The organism is Anaerohalosphaera lusitana (genome assembly GCF_002007645.1).
GTDB lineage: Bacteria > Planctomycetota > Phycisphaerae > Sedimentisphaerales > Anaerohalosphaeraceae > Anaerohalosphaera > Anaerohalosphaera lusitana.
In genome coordinates, this window is record NZ_CP019791.1 from 3,746,634 (window position 1) to 3,761,052 (window position 14,419).

Genomic DNA, 14,419 nt, shown 5'->3' on the forward strand with positions numbered 1-14,419 from the left:
CGGAGGCGAATATGCCGGTGAAGATGTTAAAAATCGAAAACGAATACGACGGCGGGCTGTTCCCTGTGGCTGCAAATATTTCTGAGTATGAGATCAGCGACGAGGAGCAAGCGCACGAGCTGCTCGAAGAGATAATCGACAGCGTCAACCCCGTTGAGGGCGGTCGGCTCAATGAGCGGGCACATTTCGCGCTCTCGCTCCGCGATGCGGGTGTACGCGGGCGGTCGTTTCTGGACGCGATGGCGGAATTTGACAGCAAGGGGCAGGCAGATGGATGAATTGGTGATTATCGTAGCAGCATTGTTGACCGTTTTGAATTTGTGCATACTGTTTTTGGACAAAAAAAATGAGGACGAAGGGCAAAAAAGAAAGGAGGGCTGAGCGATGCGGTGGATTATCGTGTCAGCGGCATTCTTCGGCATTGCTATCGTATTTGCGGCGGCGTGCAGAGATATAAAACGGACACTCGAAAGGACAAAGGGGGCAGCGAAAATGAAAAAGCGGAATAAAAATAAAAACAAGAAAAACCTGGCTGCGCAGATATACGAGCGGGGCTTTGAGCTGGGGATGCAAGGCTACACGTTTCAGGAATATTTGCGTGAGCGTGAGAAGATAAGACGTGAGCTGGGCGGCAGGCTCACCGGCGGACAGATGGAAGATGTGGTGCAGGAGCTTCGCAACGGTGTTGTCGAGGGTGCTGAGTGCAGGCTGGGGAAAAAACAGGATGAGTCCGCGGCGGACGCAAACGATGCGGTACAAAGAATGTTCGCCGACGGCGGGATGTTCGCCGACGCGGTTTTAAGCGGCGACGTCGGCAGCGGCGACTGCGAGACAATGCTGGAGGCGCTGGGATTTTTAAAGGCCGGGCCGGTGACCGGATCGATCACACCCTATGACCGCGCGGACGGCGTGCAGTTCGGGCGGGTGTTAAAAGACCTGTGCCGCGAACAGGACGAGCATATGACCATCACCGCCAAGGCGAAGTATTTAAGCATCTTCGAAAACACCTTTGGCGAACGTCGCTGGCCGGAGATCAAGGCGAGGATGGCGGAAAGGTACGGAGGCAAGCAATGAAAAACTGTGACTGCAGGAGCTGCGCGAAATTCGAAAAAGTCTGCAGCGGCAGGACCGATCTGGGCGGATGCATCGGCTGGGTGGAACAGTCTGTTGTTTTCACCGGCGGCGGCACTTCCGGGTCTGAAACTAAAAAACCTCTCAGCTCGATGCAGGTGTGGGGCGAGGACGGCGTCGAGGTCGGCGTTCGACCCGACATCGAGGCGATAAACACGCGGTGCCCGCACGTCGGCGGCAGACACTGCGACGCATGGGACGGCAGCCGTTGCCTGTACGAGGGCGGGTGTCTGTATGACGAGAGCGAGGTGGATGGATGAGTGAGGTGGTATTCGTAAGCGGTGACGGTCATGATGACAGCGACGAAAAGCTCAGGCGGCTGAGCCGCAAGTTAGAAAATGCCAGCAATATATGCGAAGAGCTCGGCGAACGCATCGACAGGCTCGAAGAGGTGCTTTTGGAGTGGCGAAAGTGCGGTGTGCCGATCATGGGTGCTGAGCTGATGGCGAAAACAGATAAGGTTCTGGGACTGCGGAAGCGAGGTAAAGGATGAGTGAGCGGCGGGCGGCGGTGCGGTTTATGCCGGAGCGGTACAAACGCGGGCTCGGGGCGATACTGATACCCGACTGCGAGTTTCCCGAGCCAAACGAGCGGCTGCACACGTGGCTGTTCACCGGCGAGGGCACGCTGGCGAAGTGGACCAACTGCCCGGGCGAGAAGCTGCTGACCGCCTGGGGCGTGCGGATCCCCGGCATCGGAAAGTACCGTCGGTCGGTCGCCGTCGACGAGCTTTCGAGGTACGCGGGCGAGCAGGGATTTTCACTGGTGTACGTCGCCGGGGTGTACGGGCCGAACAGCTTTGCCGACGCGTCGGCGATGAACGTTGAGAACAATATCATGGATAACTATAAAAAAATGGCCGGAACGAGATAGAAAGGGCACGAGATGGGAAGCAGGCGAAGGATAACAAAGGATCTGATGAAAGCCAAGGGCGTGCAGACGAAGCACAAAGAGACGCGATACGATGAGCGGGGACGGCCCTACTCGGTGCTGGTCAGCTCGATCGCCTCGACGGGACTGCGGGTGAAGGAGGCTTGATGGAGGTTCTGTTTTTGCTGATAATCATCGCGATGCTGTGCTGGTGCGACGATGACGAAAATGAATTGAATGTACACGATTTCGAGGACGAAGATGACGACGGTTAAGAATAATAGGACGGGGGCGGAAAGGCTCAACGATCTGGTCGAGCGGGCCCAGCAGTACGGTCTGACCGGTCAGTTCGGAGCCGAGCAGTACAGGAGGATCATCGACAGCGGTCTTGACGAGTACCCCAAGAATGTGCCGTACTTCGAGACGGTCGGCTGGCACGACAGCGGCAAGAGCATGTTCATCGCGAACGAGAGGCTGCGGCGGATCGCGCAGAACCTGATCGACTGCGTGCCCGAGCACCGGCACCTGCAGGAGGCAAAAATACTTTTGCTGGTACGAAGCGACGACGGCATCCGCCGAAAGCTCGAGGGCGGCAAGAAAGCGGTGCTGGGCAAGGGCGTGGAGGCACGCGAGGTGGATTTTGTCGTCTGGATATCCGGCGACTGGCTCGACCGGCTGGGCGTTACCAAAGAGCGGGGCTGTGAGGCGGAATTTGACGGGGCCGGTTTGCTGGGCGGCTGGGAGCCGATGCAGAGGACGGCGGCGCTGATCGATCACGAGCTGCTGCACTGCGGGGCAAAAATACTCGGCGAGTTCGTTAGGCGGAAGGATCTCGAGAAGAAGGTGGAAAGGCTGGGCGCAGCGTTTATCGAGGTCTGCGAGGACATCGTCTGCGAGGCGACCGACTCGGTGCTGGTGCGTTTTTACGATGTCGACGGCGGATTTAAATTTTGCATGCGAAAACATGACGTCGAGGAGTTTCACGGTGTGGCCTGCCGGCACGGGAGCTGGAACCGCCAGCTCGGCCGGCTGGTAGATGCGATCGTGCACCCGGATCCGCAAAAAGAGCTGCCGTTGGGCGATGGGGGTGAGGCGTGAGCGGGTTTGAGATGGTCGGCGGCGAGCTGGGCTACTTTGTGAAACGCTGCGGCGTGGACGGCTACCAGATACCGGTGTTTTTCGTGGTCAGGGGCGAGGAACTAGCCGCCAGGATATTCTGGCACCCGGCGGCGGGCGATTACGCACTGACCACCAAAGAAGACATGTCAATGACGCGTGAGACGCTGGCGCGGTGCCTGGAGATCATGAACACGCAGTCGCTGCGGATCATGCGGCGGAAGTCTGAACGGCTGCAGAAGAATTATCTGTTAAAAAGGCAAAGCGAAAAGGCAAAGCGAAGGGATAAAGATGGCGAGTGAAAATGATATGAAAAATGGAAATGGAAAAATGACAAGCAGGACGACGGAGCTGGAAGTCAAGAGCATTATCGTGCCGGACGGCAACAACAACCGGCAGCGGTTTGATAACCAAAAGCTGTTTGAGCTGGGCGAGAGTTTCAAGGAGAATTCGCAGCTTCAGCCGATCATCGTCAACCGCGTCAACGATCACAACTATTTGATCGCGGGCGAGCGGCGGCTGCGGGCGGCCAGGGCCGCGGGGCTGGCGTTCGTGGAGGCGAAGGTCTTTGAGGATCTCGACGAGCTGACGGTGCTGCGGATGCACATCGCGGAGAACCGCGACCGCGAGCAATTGAATGTGCTCGAAGAGGCACGCGGGATGCAGCGGCTGGCCGATCACGGCTGGGAGGTGAAAAAGATCGCAGAGGAATACCACGTCACCGACAGCACGGTTCGCAAGCGTTTGAATCTGTTAAAACTGCCGGACGATGTGCAGGAGATGATCGTGCGCGATGAGAATCCACTGCCCACGCATCAGGCGCTTTGTCTGGTCGGGCTCAGCGAATCCGAGGCTCGTCAACTGGCCCGCAGGGCAGCGCCGTTTCTGGGGCCGGTGGCCGGCGAAGCCGAGGTGCGAGGCTGGGTCAACGAGCTCAAGGAGGCGAAGGCGGGCCCGAAACTGGTGGACGACCCCCCCGCCCCGCCCAAGACGGTTACGGACGAGGAGCTGGGCAGTGAAGATGAAATAACCCGCGAGAACGTCGGGGCTGGCTCGCCGGTGAACGCTCCGGCGACCGGTGATGACTTCAAGAGCAAGCTGGGTTCTCGGTGGATCCCCAAAACGGGCAGGCATGCCGGGCATGTGGGAGTTTGTATTGGAGAATCTTCTGGACCGGGGGAACCAACTCAGGCATGTTTGGAATTCGCCGACGGCAGCGTAGAGTATTTCACGCGTGATTTGATCGATCCAACGACAAGATGGGAGGCGGCTCCGGAACGCAAGCCGCAGCATCCGAAAGAACCGAACGCGGGAGCGAAGGAGGATTTTCGCGGCACAAAATGGCTGAACCTTTGCGATGCGAATTACCAGAACAAGATAGGCACTTTCTACGGCACGTTCGACCCGAAGGATGCCGAGAGCAAGGTGTGGCTGGAGATCGACGGCGTAAGACGCAACGGCGGCTACTTCTGGCCGGGCGATCTGTGGCGGGTTTATGAGACGAGCGAGGAGCACAACCCCCGCCCCGGTTCGCTGTGGCGGGTGACGGTCGGGACTTACAACGGGCGGATCGGCAAGCACAAGGGCTGGAACGCAAAAAGGGACATCCTCGGCGACGATGACGACGAGCGTTGGTGCCTGCAGTTCGCGGACGGCGAGGCGGACTACTTCAGGCCGGACGATCTTGTCATGGCCAGCGAGGCGGAGGCCAAGCCGCAGTGGTCGGTCGCAGACGGCGATGCGATCGCGGACGGACTGACGCCGGTCAAGGTGCAGGTGACGATTCACGGCACGCTGGAGATCGACGAGAACGGCCAGCCGGTGATCTGCCAAAGCGAGGCACAGGTGCGGTCGACACCCGACGGCAAGACAGCGCTGAGCAGCGGAATCAGTTGCGAGAATTTGTGGCTGGACGACTGCACCGGACACGCGGCGGAGAAGCTGATACGCCATCTGACCATCGCACAGTCACAGTTGGACAAGGGGGAAAATGAAAAGTGATCTATCGTTTTGAAAAGGTCGACGGCGGGGTCTGCATCGATTCGCCGATGAGCTGCCCGTTTCGCACGATGGAAAGTGCAGAGGGATTTTGCCGTCTGGAAAGCCGCCTCGTGCGCGGCAAAGAGATAAAAAAGTTGTGTCCCGATCATGAAAACTTTCCGCCCCTTTGCCCGTTGCTGATGGGTGTGACACTGGCGGCGAAAGCGAGAAAGGTGGAGTGAGCTTTAATATGAGAGACGGCGATATTAAAAAGTATGAGCGGCGGGTGGTGTTCGGTTCCGGCGAGTTGTTCGGTGTCTGGCGGATCGATCTCAACGACCAGGGTGCGCCCGATAAACAGGAGGCACAGCGGATCGAGCAGCTCACCGGCGAGAGCACAGCCTGGAGGTGCGGCGACAGGATAATGACGCGAATCACGTGTCCGTATCGCTCGAACGCAAAGTGGTCCTCTCGCGAGAGCTGCAGTACGAGCTGTGCGTTTTTCCACGTCGAGCAGTGCGGAGTCGGTACGAAAGCGGCAAAGTGCGGTGATCATGTGATCGGGTTTATCGATGATGAGGACGGTACGGCATGATGGAGCTTTCGAAAGTAATTAGTTAAAAGGTCTAAGAGGGATCGATGGCTGGGAAAAAGGCTACAGGGAAAAGATCGGGCACGAAGACAGCGGCCAAGAAAAACGGCGGCGCGGCAAAGGCGTCGGCGAAGGCGAAGACCGCGAAGCCGAAGACGAAAAAGCGGTCTGGGCGGCGGTCTCGTATTAAAAAGGTGTGGCGGGTGTACCGGTTCGGCCCGCGGTACGAGCTGGCCGACGATATACGGATATGCCGGGAGTCGCCGCTGAAATTCACCAAGGACTTTGTGGGAAGCGGCACCGACGATGAGAGCGTGGGATACGCACAGCAGATGGTGATGCTCAAGAACCTGCCCAACTGGCTGACGCTGCGGGGGGCGTTCGCGGAACTGAAGAATATCGCGGCGAATCAGAGCAGGCTGTATCGGGGGTATTTGCTGTTTCAGTTCGAACCGGCTCAGCCGCGGCACATCGCGATGATGCTGGGCATCGACGAGGAGCGGGCGAAGGTGATATTGGAGGCGCTGGAAAGCGTGGGGCTGCTGGAGAAGGTGGCGATGCCGGAGTTTGTCGAGGACGATGAGGGCGATCCGCCGCCCGGAGGGGATGACGGCGATGGTGGGGATAGAAGAGGCGGCAAGGGTAAGGGAACGAAAAAGGGTACCGCTGACCGTGGGAAAAACAGCGGAACGATGCAGGACGGCGCTGCTAGTGGGAATCACAGCCGAACGAACGCAGGAACGAGAGAACCGCTAAAAGACGGGCAGGACACAATCGGCACGTCAGCGGGCGTGCAGGACAAGAGCGACGATCTTCGGTCGCAGGGTACCATTGCCCAACACAATGGAACGTCAGCGGAATCAAATGAAGCGGAATTAAAAAACGTAAACGAAACTGAAAAATCCTTAACCTCGTTAGGGGGGTGCGCATCCGAACGATCGGCGAGGACAGAGCCCGGGGCCGATGGGCCGCTGAATGCGGGCGCATCCGCTGAAAACGGCGATTTGGGGGGTGATTTCCGAACGCGGGGTCGGGGCACTGAATTCCGGAGTGTTCCCGAACAGCCCGGAACGCTCGGGAACGCTCGGGAAAATCCTTTGGAAGGGGAAGGGGAATGTAAAACCTCGGCCTTCGGCCTCGGCAGGGAAGAGAAAGGGGAAAAAGAAACGGCTGCGGCTGCGCCTCCGCCGGAAGTGCAAGCCGAAGTGAAAGGAAAAGCCGAACAGCGGGCTGCGGCTGCGCCTGTGCCCGCTGGGAAAGCCGAAATGCCAGCCGAGGGGAAAGTGCAAGCGGAGGCAGAACGGACGCTGAGCGGACGCACAGGGGCGGTGAAAGGGGAACGACAGGAGCCGAAGGGGATGGGGGAATACACAGATGAACGCGGCGAGGTGAACGCTGGCGGGCAGCGGGGAACGGACGAGAGCCCCTGCACTACCCCGGCCGCCACCCCGCCGATTGAGCCGAATGAGCCGACCAGAGCCGACGTTTCTGGGGCGTTACCGTCTGAGGGCGGGCGTCCCGGGGCGTCGCATGATCGGGGTGATGAGGATGAGGAAGCGAGGCTGCGGATGTGCGGGGCGAGGATCGGGATGCGGGGGCGGTACGGCCGGGAGGCGCTGGAGTTTGCGGGCGAGATATATGAGCTGCTGAGTTTGCCGTATGACCCGAGGAGCGAGACGGGCAAGCGTGAGCTGGGGGCGTTCGCCGCGGCGTGGCAGAGGGCGACGCTGGCGGGCCTGGGCGAGGTGGAGCTGGGCAAGCTGCGCGACAAGAGCGTCAAGGAGGCGAAGAAGATCAGGCGTGTCGGGCGGAGTCGAAAGCCCGGCGCGGTGTGGCTGTCGGTGTTCGGCAAGCGGCTCAATGCGATGGTGGGCGGGGCGAGAGCGGCCGCGGGATGATGCGGAAATGATGTAAGGTGTTGTAAATGCAGGAGTTAGCATGTTTTTGATGACGTGTACAATCAGGCGGATGGCGGGCAGATGTGGCGGCGATGCGGCTGTAAGTCCTTGCCCTGCCGCGACTTACACAGCGGGTCCTTCCCAGCCTCAAGAGCGCGGGATGGTGTGCGGTGGCGCGCAAAAAGCGCTTAATAATTTTTTATTTATCACCTTACATACTGTGAATAAAGGACTTATGAAAATATCGGCTGTGTGAACGGCCGGGTCTGGATATATGGCGAAGCGTAAGAAGACAACTAAAAACAGCGATAACAAGCCGGAAACGCAGGTTTCAGGCAGGTCGGCGAAGCGGGGCAAAACCGCCGCCTCCGGCGGTGCGGGCAAGACGGCGTGCAAAGGCTCAAAGCGGACTCAGCGGGTTGTAAAGTCGGGACCGAAGAAGGCGGACGGCGGCAGGTCTGTCAAGTCGGCGGGCAGCTCGAAGTCGCAATCTTCTTCCGGCGGCGATCGCGGTGTTGTTGTCGCTGAACAAGTTGCGGACATATCGTCAGCCGGTGCGGGTGACCATTTGCGCGGCGGTACGAAAAAGGCAGCGGGCAAGTCTTCCAGGAGCGGCAAAGCGGCAGCCGCGAAACCTGCAAGCAAGTCCGGATCCAAAACAAAGGCGTCGAAGCGAAAAGGCAAGTCCGGATCATCCGCCGCCCCTGCGAAAGCCTCCACCAGGGGCAAGTCAAAGAAGTCCGTCAAGAAAAAGGTCAGCAAGAAAAAGCTGCCGGTGGCTGTTGCGGTTATACGCGATCTGGCTTTTCACTCGGACAGCTTTACCGACGCTGCGAGCAAGTTTGTCGAGCTGGCCGCCAAGCGGAGGTGCAAGCGTGATCTGCAGGCGATTCTGGATGAGCACCAGGACCTGCAGGACGCATGGCAGCGCGGGCGGCTGTTGAAAAACATCGGTGAGCTGGCGGCGACAGGGGTAAACATCGGCGAGGCGGAGCATCATCTGAAACTGGCGACCGGTGAGCTCAAGGCGATGATGGCCGAGCAGTCGGAGGTGGCGGATATCTGGAACCAGTCGCGGCTGAAGCTGACGATCGATCTCAAGCAGGCGGTTGTCGCCAACGCCTTGCAGGGCAAGGTCGGCGCGTTGAAACAGGTTGAGACGCTTTTGCGGCGAGAGATAGCCCGCCCCAGCGCGGACTTTCACAGCCTGTCGATCGCCGATATGTGCGAGATACTGGGCATCACCCGGCAGACGCTGCATGATTGGTACAAAGAGAGAGGCTGCCCGCGTAACAGCGACGGCAGTTATGATCTGTGCCAGTTTTTTGAGTGGTACGAAAGGCACATCATCGAGACCAGGGGCACGGCGGGTAAGTCCGCGGCTCCGAAGCTGGATCCGTTGAAAGCCGCAAAGGCCCAGAAAATGGAAAAGGAGCTGGCGGAGCTGGAGGGTCGGCTGCTCGATCGTCAGCAGGTGGTTATGGGTCTGATGGCCAGGCATCAAAAATTTGTCAACGAGAGCGGCCGAGGTCTGCACGATCTGGCGATGCGGTGCCATAAACGGGACAGCGAGGATATCTTAAAATTACTGAACGAGCACATGACGGATCTGCGGCAGAAGATGTGTGAGGTGCCCGCCGAGATGCGGCTGCCGAGCGATGCGGAAAACAAATTGATCGAGGTTATGAGCATGCTGGCACCGGCGGAAGGTGACGGCGGAAAGGGGCAAGTGTAATGGGTTTAGATTTTAGTCATTGTGACGCAAGGTGGGGATATTTCAGTTTCGATGAATTTCGTAAACGACTTGCGACTCAAATTGGAATTGACTTGGACTCTATGGTTGGCCACGGCGGTACAAGGCCCTGGGAGGACGTGGATGATCCATTGAAGCCATTTCTGCATCATAGCGATTGCGACGGCGAATTGACAGTTGAGGAATGCAAGCAAGTTTATCCGAGACTGGAGCAGCTTTTGCAATCTTGGCCAGACGGTGATAATCCGTTTAGTCACAAGCGCAAAGGTATGGAGCTTGTCCGGGGCATGAAGCGTGCAATTGCACAAGGCGAACCGTTGGAGTTTCTTTAGGCAAATTTTAATTAAGGGGCAAGAGCAATGACTAAATCAAAGATCGAATGGACGGATCAGACGTGGAACCCGGTAGTCGGGTGCTCTAGGATTTCGGAGGGCTGCCAGAATTGCTACGCCGAGCGGATGGCCGGTCGGTTGGCAAACATGAACGTGCCGCAGTACAAACAGGTAGTGCTTTTTGAAGATATAGCAAATAGCCGGTTGTCGCCGGAAATCAAAGTAACCGGTTGGAACGGTGCTACGGCGTTTGTCGAGTCGGCCTTGCAAAAGCCCCTGCACTGGAAAAAGCCCAGAATGATATTTGTCTGCTCGATGGGTGATCTGTTTCATGAATCGGTTCCGTTTGAGTGGATCGACAAGGTGTTTGCGGTGATGGATCTGTGCCCGCAGCATACTTTTCAGGTACTGACTAAGCGGGCGGCGCGGATGCGGGAGTATTTTAAATCGGTAAAGGAGCTGCCAGTTGGGTCGCCCAGGGACATGGCAATATTTGACGGCTGGCGTGCTGTGTATGGTACTAAGCTGAATGAGCGGTTGTGGCCCCTGCCTAACGTCTGGCTGGGGGTTACTGCCGAGAACCAAACACGGGCGGATGAGCGGATCCCGGAATTGCTGCGATGCCCCGCCGTCGTGCGGTTTGTTTCGGTGGAACCGATGCTGGGAGCGGTTGTAATGCCCGAAGACGGGACGGCGTGTGAGTTCTGTGGACGTAATTATGAGTCGGTGACCGTCGACTGCGGTGACTGGTGTGAGGAGTTTTGCGCAAAGTGCCGCGATTATGACCCAGATGCCGTGAGCACGATTATTACCAATCACTTGGGTGACGGGCAATCGCATATAAACTGGGTTATCTGCGGAGGTGAGTCGGGGCCGGGGGCTCGTCCGTTGCATCCCAACTGGGTGCGGGGACTGCGTGACCAGTGCAGCGAGGCGGGCGTGCCGTTTTTGTTTAAGCAGTGGGGTGGGGCTAACAAGAAAAAAGCCGGGCGGCTGCTGGACGGTGTTTTGCATGATGAGTTTCCGGAGGTGAAGGTATGAACGAGAGTGAAAAGGATAAACTGTTTGATGAGGCTGTGCGGGTGGTGCGGGAGGCGGATCGGGGCAGCGTGTCATTGCTGCAGCGGCGGCTGGGGATCGGCTATGCACGAGCCGCCCGGCTGATAAATTCGCTGGAAGAAGCCGGCGTGATCGGTGCGTATCGAGTCGGCAAGGCGCGTGAGGTTTTGAAAGGGAAGATATGATTATGGATAAGACAATGAAAAGAAAGATTGAAGGGCTGGCGAGTATCGCCTGCGGACTTTTGCTGTGGGCGGTTTTCGGCTTGCTGGTCCTGTCGTGTCATCTGTGGTGGCAGGATGAGTGGACAAGTGAGGTTTACACTTCTGCGAAGTTCGGGCCGATGCTGTTTTTTGGCATCACCGGCATTATCCTGATCGTGGGATCCTTGGGGCTGGTTGCGTTCGGTGTGATCAGGTTTTTCGATGTCAAAGTTGATTGAGGTGAATTATGAAATGGTATTTAAAGTTGCTGGGCTCGACGCTGCTGTTTCTGGCGGGGTATGGAGTGTACGCATTGATATGCAAGTTTACTCCATGGCAATTCGATAATCAAAACGCTTATATCCTGGGCCTGATATTCACTTGCGGTCACTGGTATGAATGGAAAGGCGGCGAAGATGGCAGTTGAAAATTCTAAATTAAAATCAAAATCAAAATTAAAATCAAAATGTTTTCAGGCGGCGGAGGTTTTAAAACATTACAGCGACGGGCCGGTGGATGTCTGGGACGAGCAGTACGGCGTCGAGACGGACGATCAGCGGTCTGCGCTGCTGGGGGCGAACGCGCAGATTCTCTACAGCTTTTTCTGCGAGCAGGTGAGCCTGCAGGCGAGCGAGTGTTATTACGCCGGGCAGGTGGAGGATCTGACGGCCAATCTCGCCGAGCATGTTGAGAAAATTCAGCAGTTGGAAAAGCAGATCAGTGAATGGCGGCGTGCCACTTGTGCCAACGAGCCCAAAAACGCCTGCTCGCACGGCGAGATAAGAGACATCTTCCGCGAACATCTTGCGGAAAATTTGAAAGTCGAGATACCTACCGACAAACCCATAGAGCAGTGGATCCGAGGCGAGTTTATCCGGCGTGAGAACAGGATCGCGGAGATGAGCGAGAGAATTACGCAGGAGCGGGGGCGGGCGACGAAATTCGAACGGAAGATGAACGAGGTCAGGGCCGAACTGGCGGATGCGCAGGTCGAGATCATGGAGCTCAAGGGCAGGCGTACGGAGCCGACGGCTCGCGGGAGCGGCGGCAAGACCGAGAAGCCCAAAAAGATCGGGCGGCCGAGGAAGGGTAATCTCGACGCGAGGTTTATGAAGATACCGGCGACTGCATCTTCGCAGGTGCCTGCGGCGTTCGGTGATGCGGTCCGAACGAGCGGCCGGGGCAGCTCGGTTTATCGCGGGGCGTGTTATTACAAGCTCAAGGGCTGCTGGCGGGCTCAGCTTTGGGTTGAAGACAATGTTAAGACGCTGGGGCAGTATGAGATCGAGGAAGAGGCGGCTGCGGCGGTGCAGCGGGAATTGAGTAACGAACGGCTGGCGGTGGAGATGGAAGAGTTTGCACAACGCAAGAAGGCGGCGTTTCTGAAGGGCCGGCTGGATCAGTTCTACGCGATCGAGACGGGTTTGAAAGAGTCGCTCGGGCAGTGGATGTGCGGCGGGTGCGGGCACAACTACGAAGGCAGCAGGCCGGAGAAGTGCGTGAAGTGCAACGGCAGCAGTTTTGAGGCGGTGTAGTTTTTTTAATCCAGAAAAAGATGGTAAAGCCCAAACCGAAAACTGAAGATACGCCCTTGCGGTGGCCCGAACCTTTGCCGATGCAGGCGGATGAGCTGGCGGTGCTGCGTCCGCCCGAGCGGGTGACGATGGATGTTTGGGCGGAGCAGAACTATGTGCTCAGCGCAAAGACCGCCGAACGGCACGGCCCGTGGAGCAACGACATGGTGCCGTTTCTGGTGGAGCCGATGCGGAGGCTGTCGGACCCGGCCGTGCGGCAGGTGACCGCGATGGCGTGCAGCCAGGCGGGCAAGACGGAGCTGGCGAACATCTTTATCGGCTACACGATCGAGATGAACCCAGCGCCTACGCTGATCGTGATGCCGACCGAGGCGACCGTGCAGCGGCGTGTGAATACGCGGCTGCGGCCGATGTTCGAGGCGTGCCCGCAGCTTTTGCGGCATATCGGCGGCGACATCGAGAAGCTGAACGTCGGCAAGGAAACGATGCTCGACAACATGATACTGTACCTGGGCTGGGCGGGCTCTGCGATCGCGCTGGCGGACATCCCGGTGTGCAACGTGATATTTGATGAGCCGGGCAAATATCCCGACGGCAGCGGCAAAGAGGCGGACCCGATAAGCCTGGGCAAGAAGCGGCAAAGGACGTTCTCGACGCGGTCGAAGACGCTGGCGATCTCTACGCCGGTGCTGAAAAACGACCACATACACCGTGAGTTCGAGGCGGGCGACAAGCGGGAGTACTGGATAAAGTGTCAGCACTGCGGCGACTACCACCCGCCGAAGTGGAAGAACGTATTTCTGGAAAAAGACGAGAACGGCAGGCTGCTCGATCCGGAGACTTACCGCGCGGGCGGGCACAGCTGGTACGCGTGCCCGGAGTGCGGGGCGAAGTGGAGCGAGATCGAACGCTGGAAGGCCGTGCTGGCCGGCGTGTGGTGCCCGGAGGGGTGCACGGTGGACGGCGACGGCGTGGTACGCGGCGAGATACCGGTGACCACGCATCACAGCTACCACATAAACGCGATGATGCTGCATCCATCGTTCCAGACGATCGCGGACCTGGCGGGCGACTGGGCGTACGCTCAGCAGCAGCGGCGGGCGGGCAACATAAAACCCCTGCAGGATTTTATCAATTCCGAGCTTGGCGAGCCGTTCGAGGAGCGGGAGAAGCCGACCGAGATCACGGTCTTGAAAAGCCATGTCGGCGGATATCCGCCCGCGATCGTACCCGACGGCGTGCAGATGCTGACCTGCGGCATCGACGTGCAGATCGACCATGTGTGGTACTGGCTGGCGGGGTACGGGTATCTCTCGGAGGCATGGCAGATCGAGTGCGGCAGGATCGAGACCGGCGACACCTCGCGTCTGGAGAATTTCGAGCTGGTCGCTCAACTGCTGGAATCGTCGTGGCCGTTGGCGAACTCCGCCGAGGACCGGATCGCCATTAGGAGATCCGCGATCGACGCCAGCTACCGCACCGACGTGGTGCAGGACTTTTGCCTGCGGTGCGCATCGGACGTGGTGCCGGTGATGGGCGATCATACCGTCAAGGCCAGGCTGTACCGCCGCACGCCGGTGATGGGCGGCAAGGTGCATCGGTATGACATCTGCGTGAACACGATCAAGGACAGGATATACCGGCTGATGTACGAATCGGAGTCGCCGGGGCCGGGCTTTTATCATTTTCACCGCGAGGTGAGCGAGGACACGCTCAATCAGCTCGCCTCCGAAGAGGTAAAAAACGAACGCAAGGGGCGAAAGATAATCAAGGGGTGGTTCCCAAAATACGAGGGGCGGGCGAATCACCTTTGGGATGCGGCGGTTTACGCCGATTTCGCGGGCGAGCTGGCCGGTGCGAGGACGCTTCGGGATCCGGCGAAGCCGAAAAAGCGGATAAGGCTCAGCGATCGGCAAAAACGCGGGCGCACGAAACGATTTTAGGCGGAGA

General features: G+C 58.4%; 20 protein-coding genes. All 20 read left to right on the top strand.

What is annotated here, in order from left to right; translation table 11 throughout:
• Nucleotides 1-17 precede the first annotated feature (17 nt).
• The 20 genes from STSP2_RS15130 (at nt 18) to STSP2_RS15220 (ending at nt 14,412) form a co-directional block, all read left to right on the top strand.
• Nucleotides 18-278, top strand: coding sequence for a hypothetical protein (locus STSP2_RS15130; protein WP_146663568.1), 261 nt, complete (start codon nt 18-20; stop codon nt 276-278).
• Nucleotides 279-384: 106 nt separating this feature from the next.
• Nucleotides 385-1,074: a hypothetical protein gene (locus tag STSP2_RS15135; RefSeq protein WP_146663569.1), complete on the top strand. Its 690-nt coding sequence runs from the start codon at nt 385-387 to the stop codon at nt 1,072-1,074.
• Nucleotides 1,071-1,391 carry a hypothetical protein gene (locus tag STSP2_RS15140; RefSeq protein ID WP_146663570.1) on the top strand — a complete coding sequence of 107 codons (321 nt, stop codon included), beginning with the start codon at nt 1,071-1,073 and terminating at the stop codon, nt 1,389-1,391. The genes STSP2_RS15135 and STSP2_RS15140 overlap by 4 nt, the downstream gene beginning before the upstream one ends.
• Nucleotides 1,388-1,624, top strand: coding sequence for a hypothetical protein (locus STSP2_RS15145; protein ID WP_146663571.1), 237 nt, complete (start codon nt 1,388-1,390; stop codon nt 1,622-1,624). Before STSP2_RS15140 ends, STSP2_RS15145 begins: the two co-directional genes overlap by 4 nt.
• On the top strand, nt 1,621-2,004 hold the full coding sequence (locus tag STSP2_RS15150) for a hypothetical protein (protein WP_146663572.1): 384 nt from the start codon (nt 1,621-1,623) through the stop codon (nt 2,002-2,004). Before STSP2_RS15145 ends, STSP2_RS15150 begins: the two co-directional genes overlap by 4 nt.
• A gap of 12 nt (nt 2,005-2,016) precedes the next feature.
• Nucleotides 2,017-2,169 carry a hypothetical protein gene (locus STSP2_RS17390; protein ID WP_169853263.1) on the top strand — a complete coding sequence of 51 codons (153 nt, stop codon included), beginning with the start codon at nt 2,017-2,019 and terminating at the stop codon, nt 2,167-2,169.
• Between the two features lie 93 nt (nt 2,170-2,262).
• Nucleotides 2,263-3,099 carry a putative metallopeptidase gene (locus tag STSP2_RS15155; protein WP_146663573.1) on the top strand — a complete coding sequence of 279 codons (837 nt, stop codon included), beginning with the start codon at nt 2,263-2,265 and terminating at the stop codon, nt 3,097-3,099.
• Nucleotides 3,096-3,419 (top strand): hypothetical protein, encoded by a 324-nt coding sequence (locus tag STSP2_RS15160; protein WP_146663574.1) that lies wholly within the window; start codon nt 3,096-3,098, stop codon nt 3,417-3,419. Before STSP2_RS15155 ends, STSP2_RS15160 begins: the two co-directional genes overlap by 4 nt.
• Nucleotides 3,409-5,118, top strand: coding sequence for a ParB/RepB/Spo0J family partition protein (locus STSP2_RS15165; protein ID WP_146663575.1), 1,710 nt, complete (start codon nt 3,409-3,411; stop codon nt 5,116-5,118). Before STSP2_RS15160 ends, STSP2_RS15165 begins: the two co-directional genes overlap by 11 nt.
• Nucleotides 5,115-5,339 carry a hypothetical protein gene (locus STSP2_RS15170; protein ID WP_146663576.1) on the top strand — a complete coding sequence of 75 codons (225 nt, stop codon included), beginning with the start codon at nt 5,115-5,117 and terminating at the stop codon, nt 5,337-5,339. Before STSP2_RS15165 ends, STSP2_RS15170 begins: the two co-directional genes overlap by 4 nt.
• A gap of 8 nt (nt 5,340-5,347) precedes the next feature.
• The gene (locus STSP2_RS15175; RefSeq protein ID WP_146663577.1) at nt 5,348-5,692 is read left to right on the top strand and encodes a hypothetical protein; all 345 of its coding nucleotides are present in this window, start codon (nt 5,348-5,350) and stop codon (nt 5,690-5,692) included.
• Nucleotides 5,693-5,736: 44 nt separating this feature from the next.
• Nucleotides 5,737-7,587, top strand: a complete 1,851-nt coding sequence (locus tag STSP2_RS15180) for a putative sodium/potassium/calcium exchanger (protein ID WP_146663578.1) — start codon at nt 5,737-5,739, stop codon at nt 7,585-7,587.
• Nucleotides 7,588-7,861: 274 nt separating this feature from the next.
• Complete coding sequence (locus STSP2_RS15185; protein WP_146663579.1) at nt 7,862-9,322, top strand: hypothetical protein; 1,461 nt, start codon at nt 7,862-7,864, stop codon at nt 9,320-9,322.
• Nucleotides 9,322-9,672, top strand: coding sequence for a hypothetical protein (locus STSP2_RS15190; RefSeq protein WP_146663580.1), 351 nt, complete (start codon nt 9,322-9,324; stop codon nt 9,670-9,672). Before STSP2_RS15185 ends, STSP2_RS15190 begins: the two co-directional genes overlap by 1 nt.
• Nucleotides 9,673-9,699: 27 nt before the next feature.
• On the top strand, nt 9,700-10,713 hold the full coding sequence (locus STSP2_RS15195) for a phage Gp37/Gp68 family protein (RefSeq protein ID WP_146663581.1): 1,014 nt from the start codon (nt 9,700-9,702) through the stop codon (nt 10,711-10,713).
• Nucleotides 10,710-10,916 (top strand): DNA translocase FtsK, encoded by a 207-nt coding sequence (locus STSP2_RS15200; protein ID WP_146663582.1) that lies wholly within the window; start codon nt 10,710-10,712, stop codon nt 10,914-10,916. The genes STSP2_RS15195 and STSP2_RS15200 overlap by 4 nt, the downstream gene beginning before the upstream one ends.
• A gap of 14 nt (nt 10,917-10,930) precedes the next feature.
• Nucleotides 10,931-11,173 (top strand): hypothetical protein, encoded by a 243-nt coding sequence (locus STSP2_RS15205; protein WP_146663583.1) that lies wholly within the window; start codon nt 10,931-10,933, stop codon nt 11,171-11,173.
• 8 nt (nt 11,174-11,181) lie between these two features.
• A complete protein-coding gene (locus tag STSP2_RS15210) occupies nt 11,182-11,361 on the top strand; it encodes a hypothetical protein (RefSeq protein WP_146663584.1) in 180 nt (59 codons plus the stop codon).
• Nucleotides 11,351-12,469, top strand: coding sequence for a hypothetical protein (locus tag STSP2_RS15215; RefSeq protein WP_146663585.1), 1,119 nt, complete (start codon nt 11,351-11,353; stop codon nt 12,467-12,469). The genes STSP2_RS15210 and STSP2_RS15215 overlap by 11 nt, the downstream gene beginning before the upstream one ends.
• Before the next feature lie 20 nt (nt 12,470-12,489).
• Entirely contained in the window at nt 12,490-14,412 is a 1,923-nt protein-coding gene (locus STSP2_RS15220; RefSeq protein WP_146663586.1) for a terminase gpA endonuclease subunit, read from the top strand.
• Nucleotides 14,413-14,419: the final 7 nt, after the last annotated feature.

Coding starts and splice junctions, on each gene's coding strand:
- STSP2_RS15190 (WP_146663580.1), top strand. CDS start 9,322: ATGGGTTTAGATTTTAGTCATTGTGACGCAAGGTGGGGATATTTCAGT.
- STSP2_RS15155 (WP_146663573.1), top strand. CDS start 2,263: ATGACGACGGTTAAGAATAATAGGACGGGGGCGGAAAGGCTCAACGAT.
- STSP2_RS15200 (WP_146663582.1), top strand. CDS start 10,710: ATGAACGAGAGTGAAAAGGATAAACTGTTTGATGAGGCTGTGCGGGTG.
- STSP2_RS15220 (WP_146663586.1), top strand. CDS start 12,490: ATGGTAAAGCCCAAACCGAAAACTGAAGATACGCCCTTGCGGTGGCCC.
- STSP2_RS15180 (WP_146663578.1), top strand. CDS start 5,737: ATGGCTGGGAAAAAGGCTACAGGGAAAAGATCGGGCACGAAGACAGCG.
- STSP2_RS15145 (WP_146663571.1), top strand. CDS start 1,388: ATGAGTGAGGTGGTATTCGTAAGCGGTGACGGTCATGATGACAGCGAC.
- STSP2_RS15175 (WP_146663577.1), top strand. CDS start 5,348: ATGAGAGACGGCGATATTAAAAAGTATGAGCGGCGGGTGGTGTTCGGT.
- STSP2_RS17390 (WP_169853263.1), top strand. CDS start 2,017: ATGGGAAGCAGGCGAAGGATAACAAAGGATCTGATGAAAGCCAAGGGC.
- STSP2_RS15195 (WP_146663581.1), top strand. CDS start 9,700: ATGACTAAATCAAAGATCGAATGGACGGATCAGACGTGGAACCCGGTA.
- STSP2_RS15150 (WP_146663572.1), top strand. CDS start 1,621: ATGAGTGAGCGGCGGGCGGCGGTGCGGTTTATGCCGGAGCGGTACAAA.
- STSP2_RS15165 (WP_146663575.1), top strand. CDS start 3,409: ATGGCGAGTGAAAATGATATGAAAAATGGAAATGGAAAAATGACAAGC.
- STSP2_RS15185 (WP_146663579.1), top strand. CDS start 7,862: ATGGCGAAGCGTAAGAAGACAACTAAAAACAGCGATAACAAGCCGGAA.
- STSP2_RS15210 (WP_146663584.1), top strand. CDS start 11,182: ATGAAATGGTATTTAAAGTTGCTGGGCTCGACGCTGCTGTTTCTGGCG.
- STSP2_RS15140 (WP_146663570.1), top strand. CDS start 1,071: ATGAAAAACTGTGACTGCAGGAGCTGCGCGAAATTCGAAAAAGTCTGC.
- STSP2_RS15215 (WP_146663585.1), top strand. CDS start 11,351: ATGGCAGTTGAAAATTCTAAATTAAAATCAAAATCAAAATTAAAATCA.
- STSP2_RS15135 (WP_146663569.1), top strand. CDS start 385: ATGCGGTGGATTATCGTGTCAGCGGCATTCTTCGGCATTGCTATCGTA.
- STSP2_RS15205 (WP_146663583.1), top strand. CDS start 10,931: ATGAAAAGAAAGATTGAAGGGCTGGCGAGTATCGCCTGCGGACTTTTG.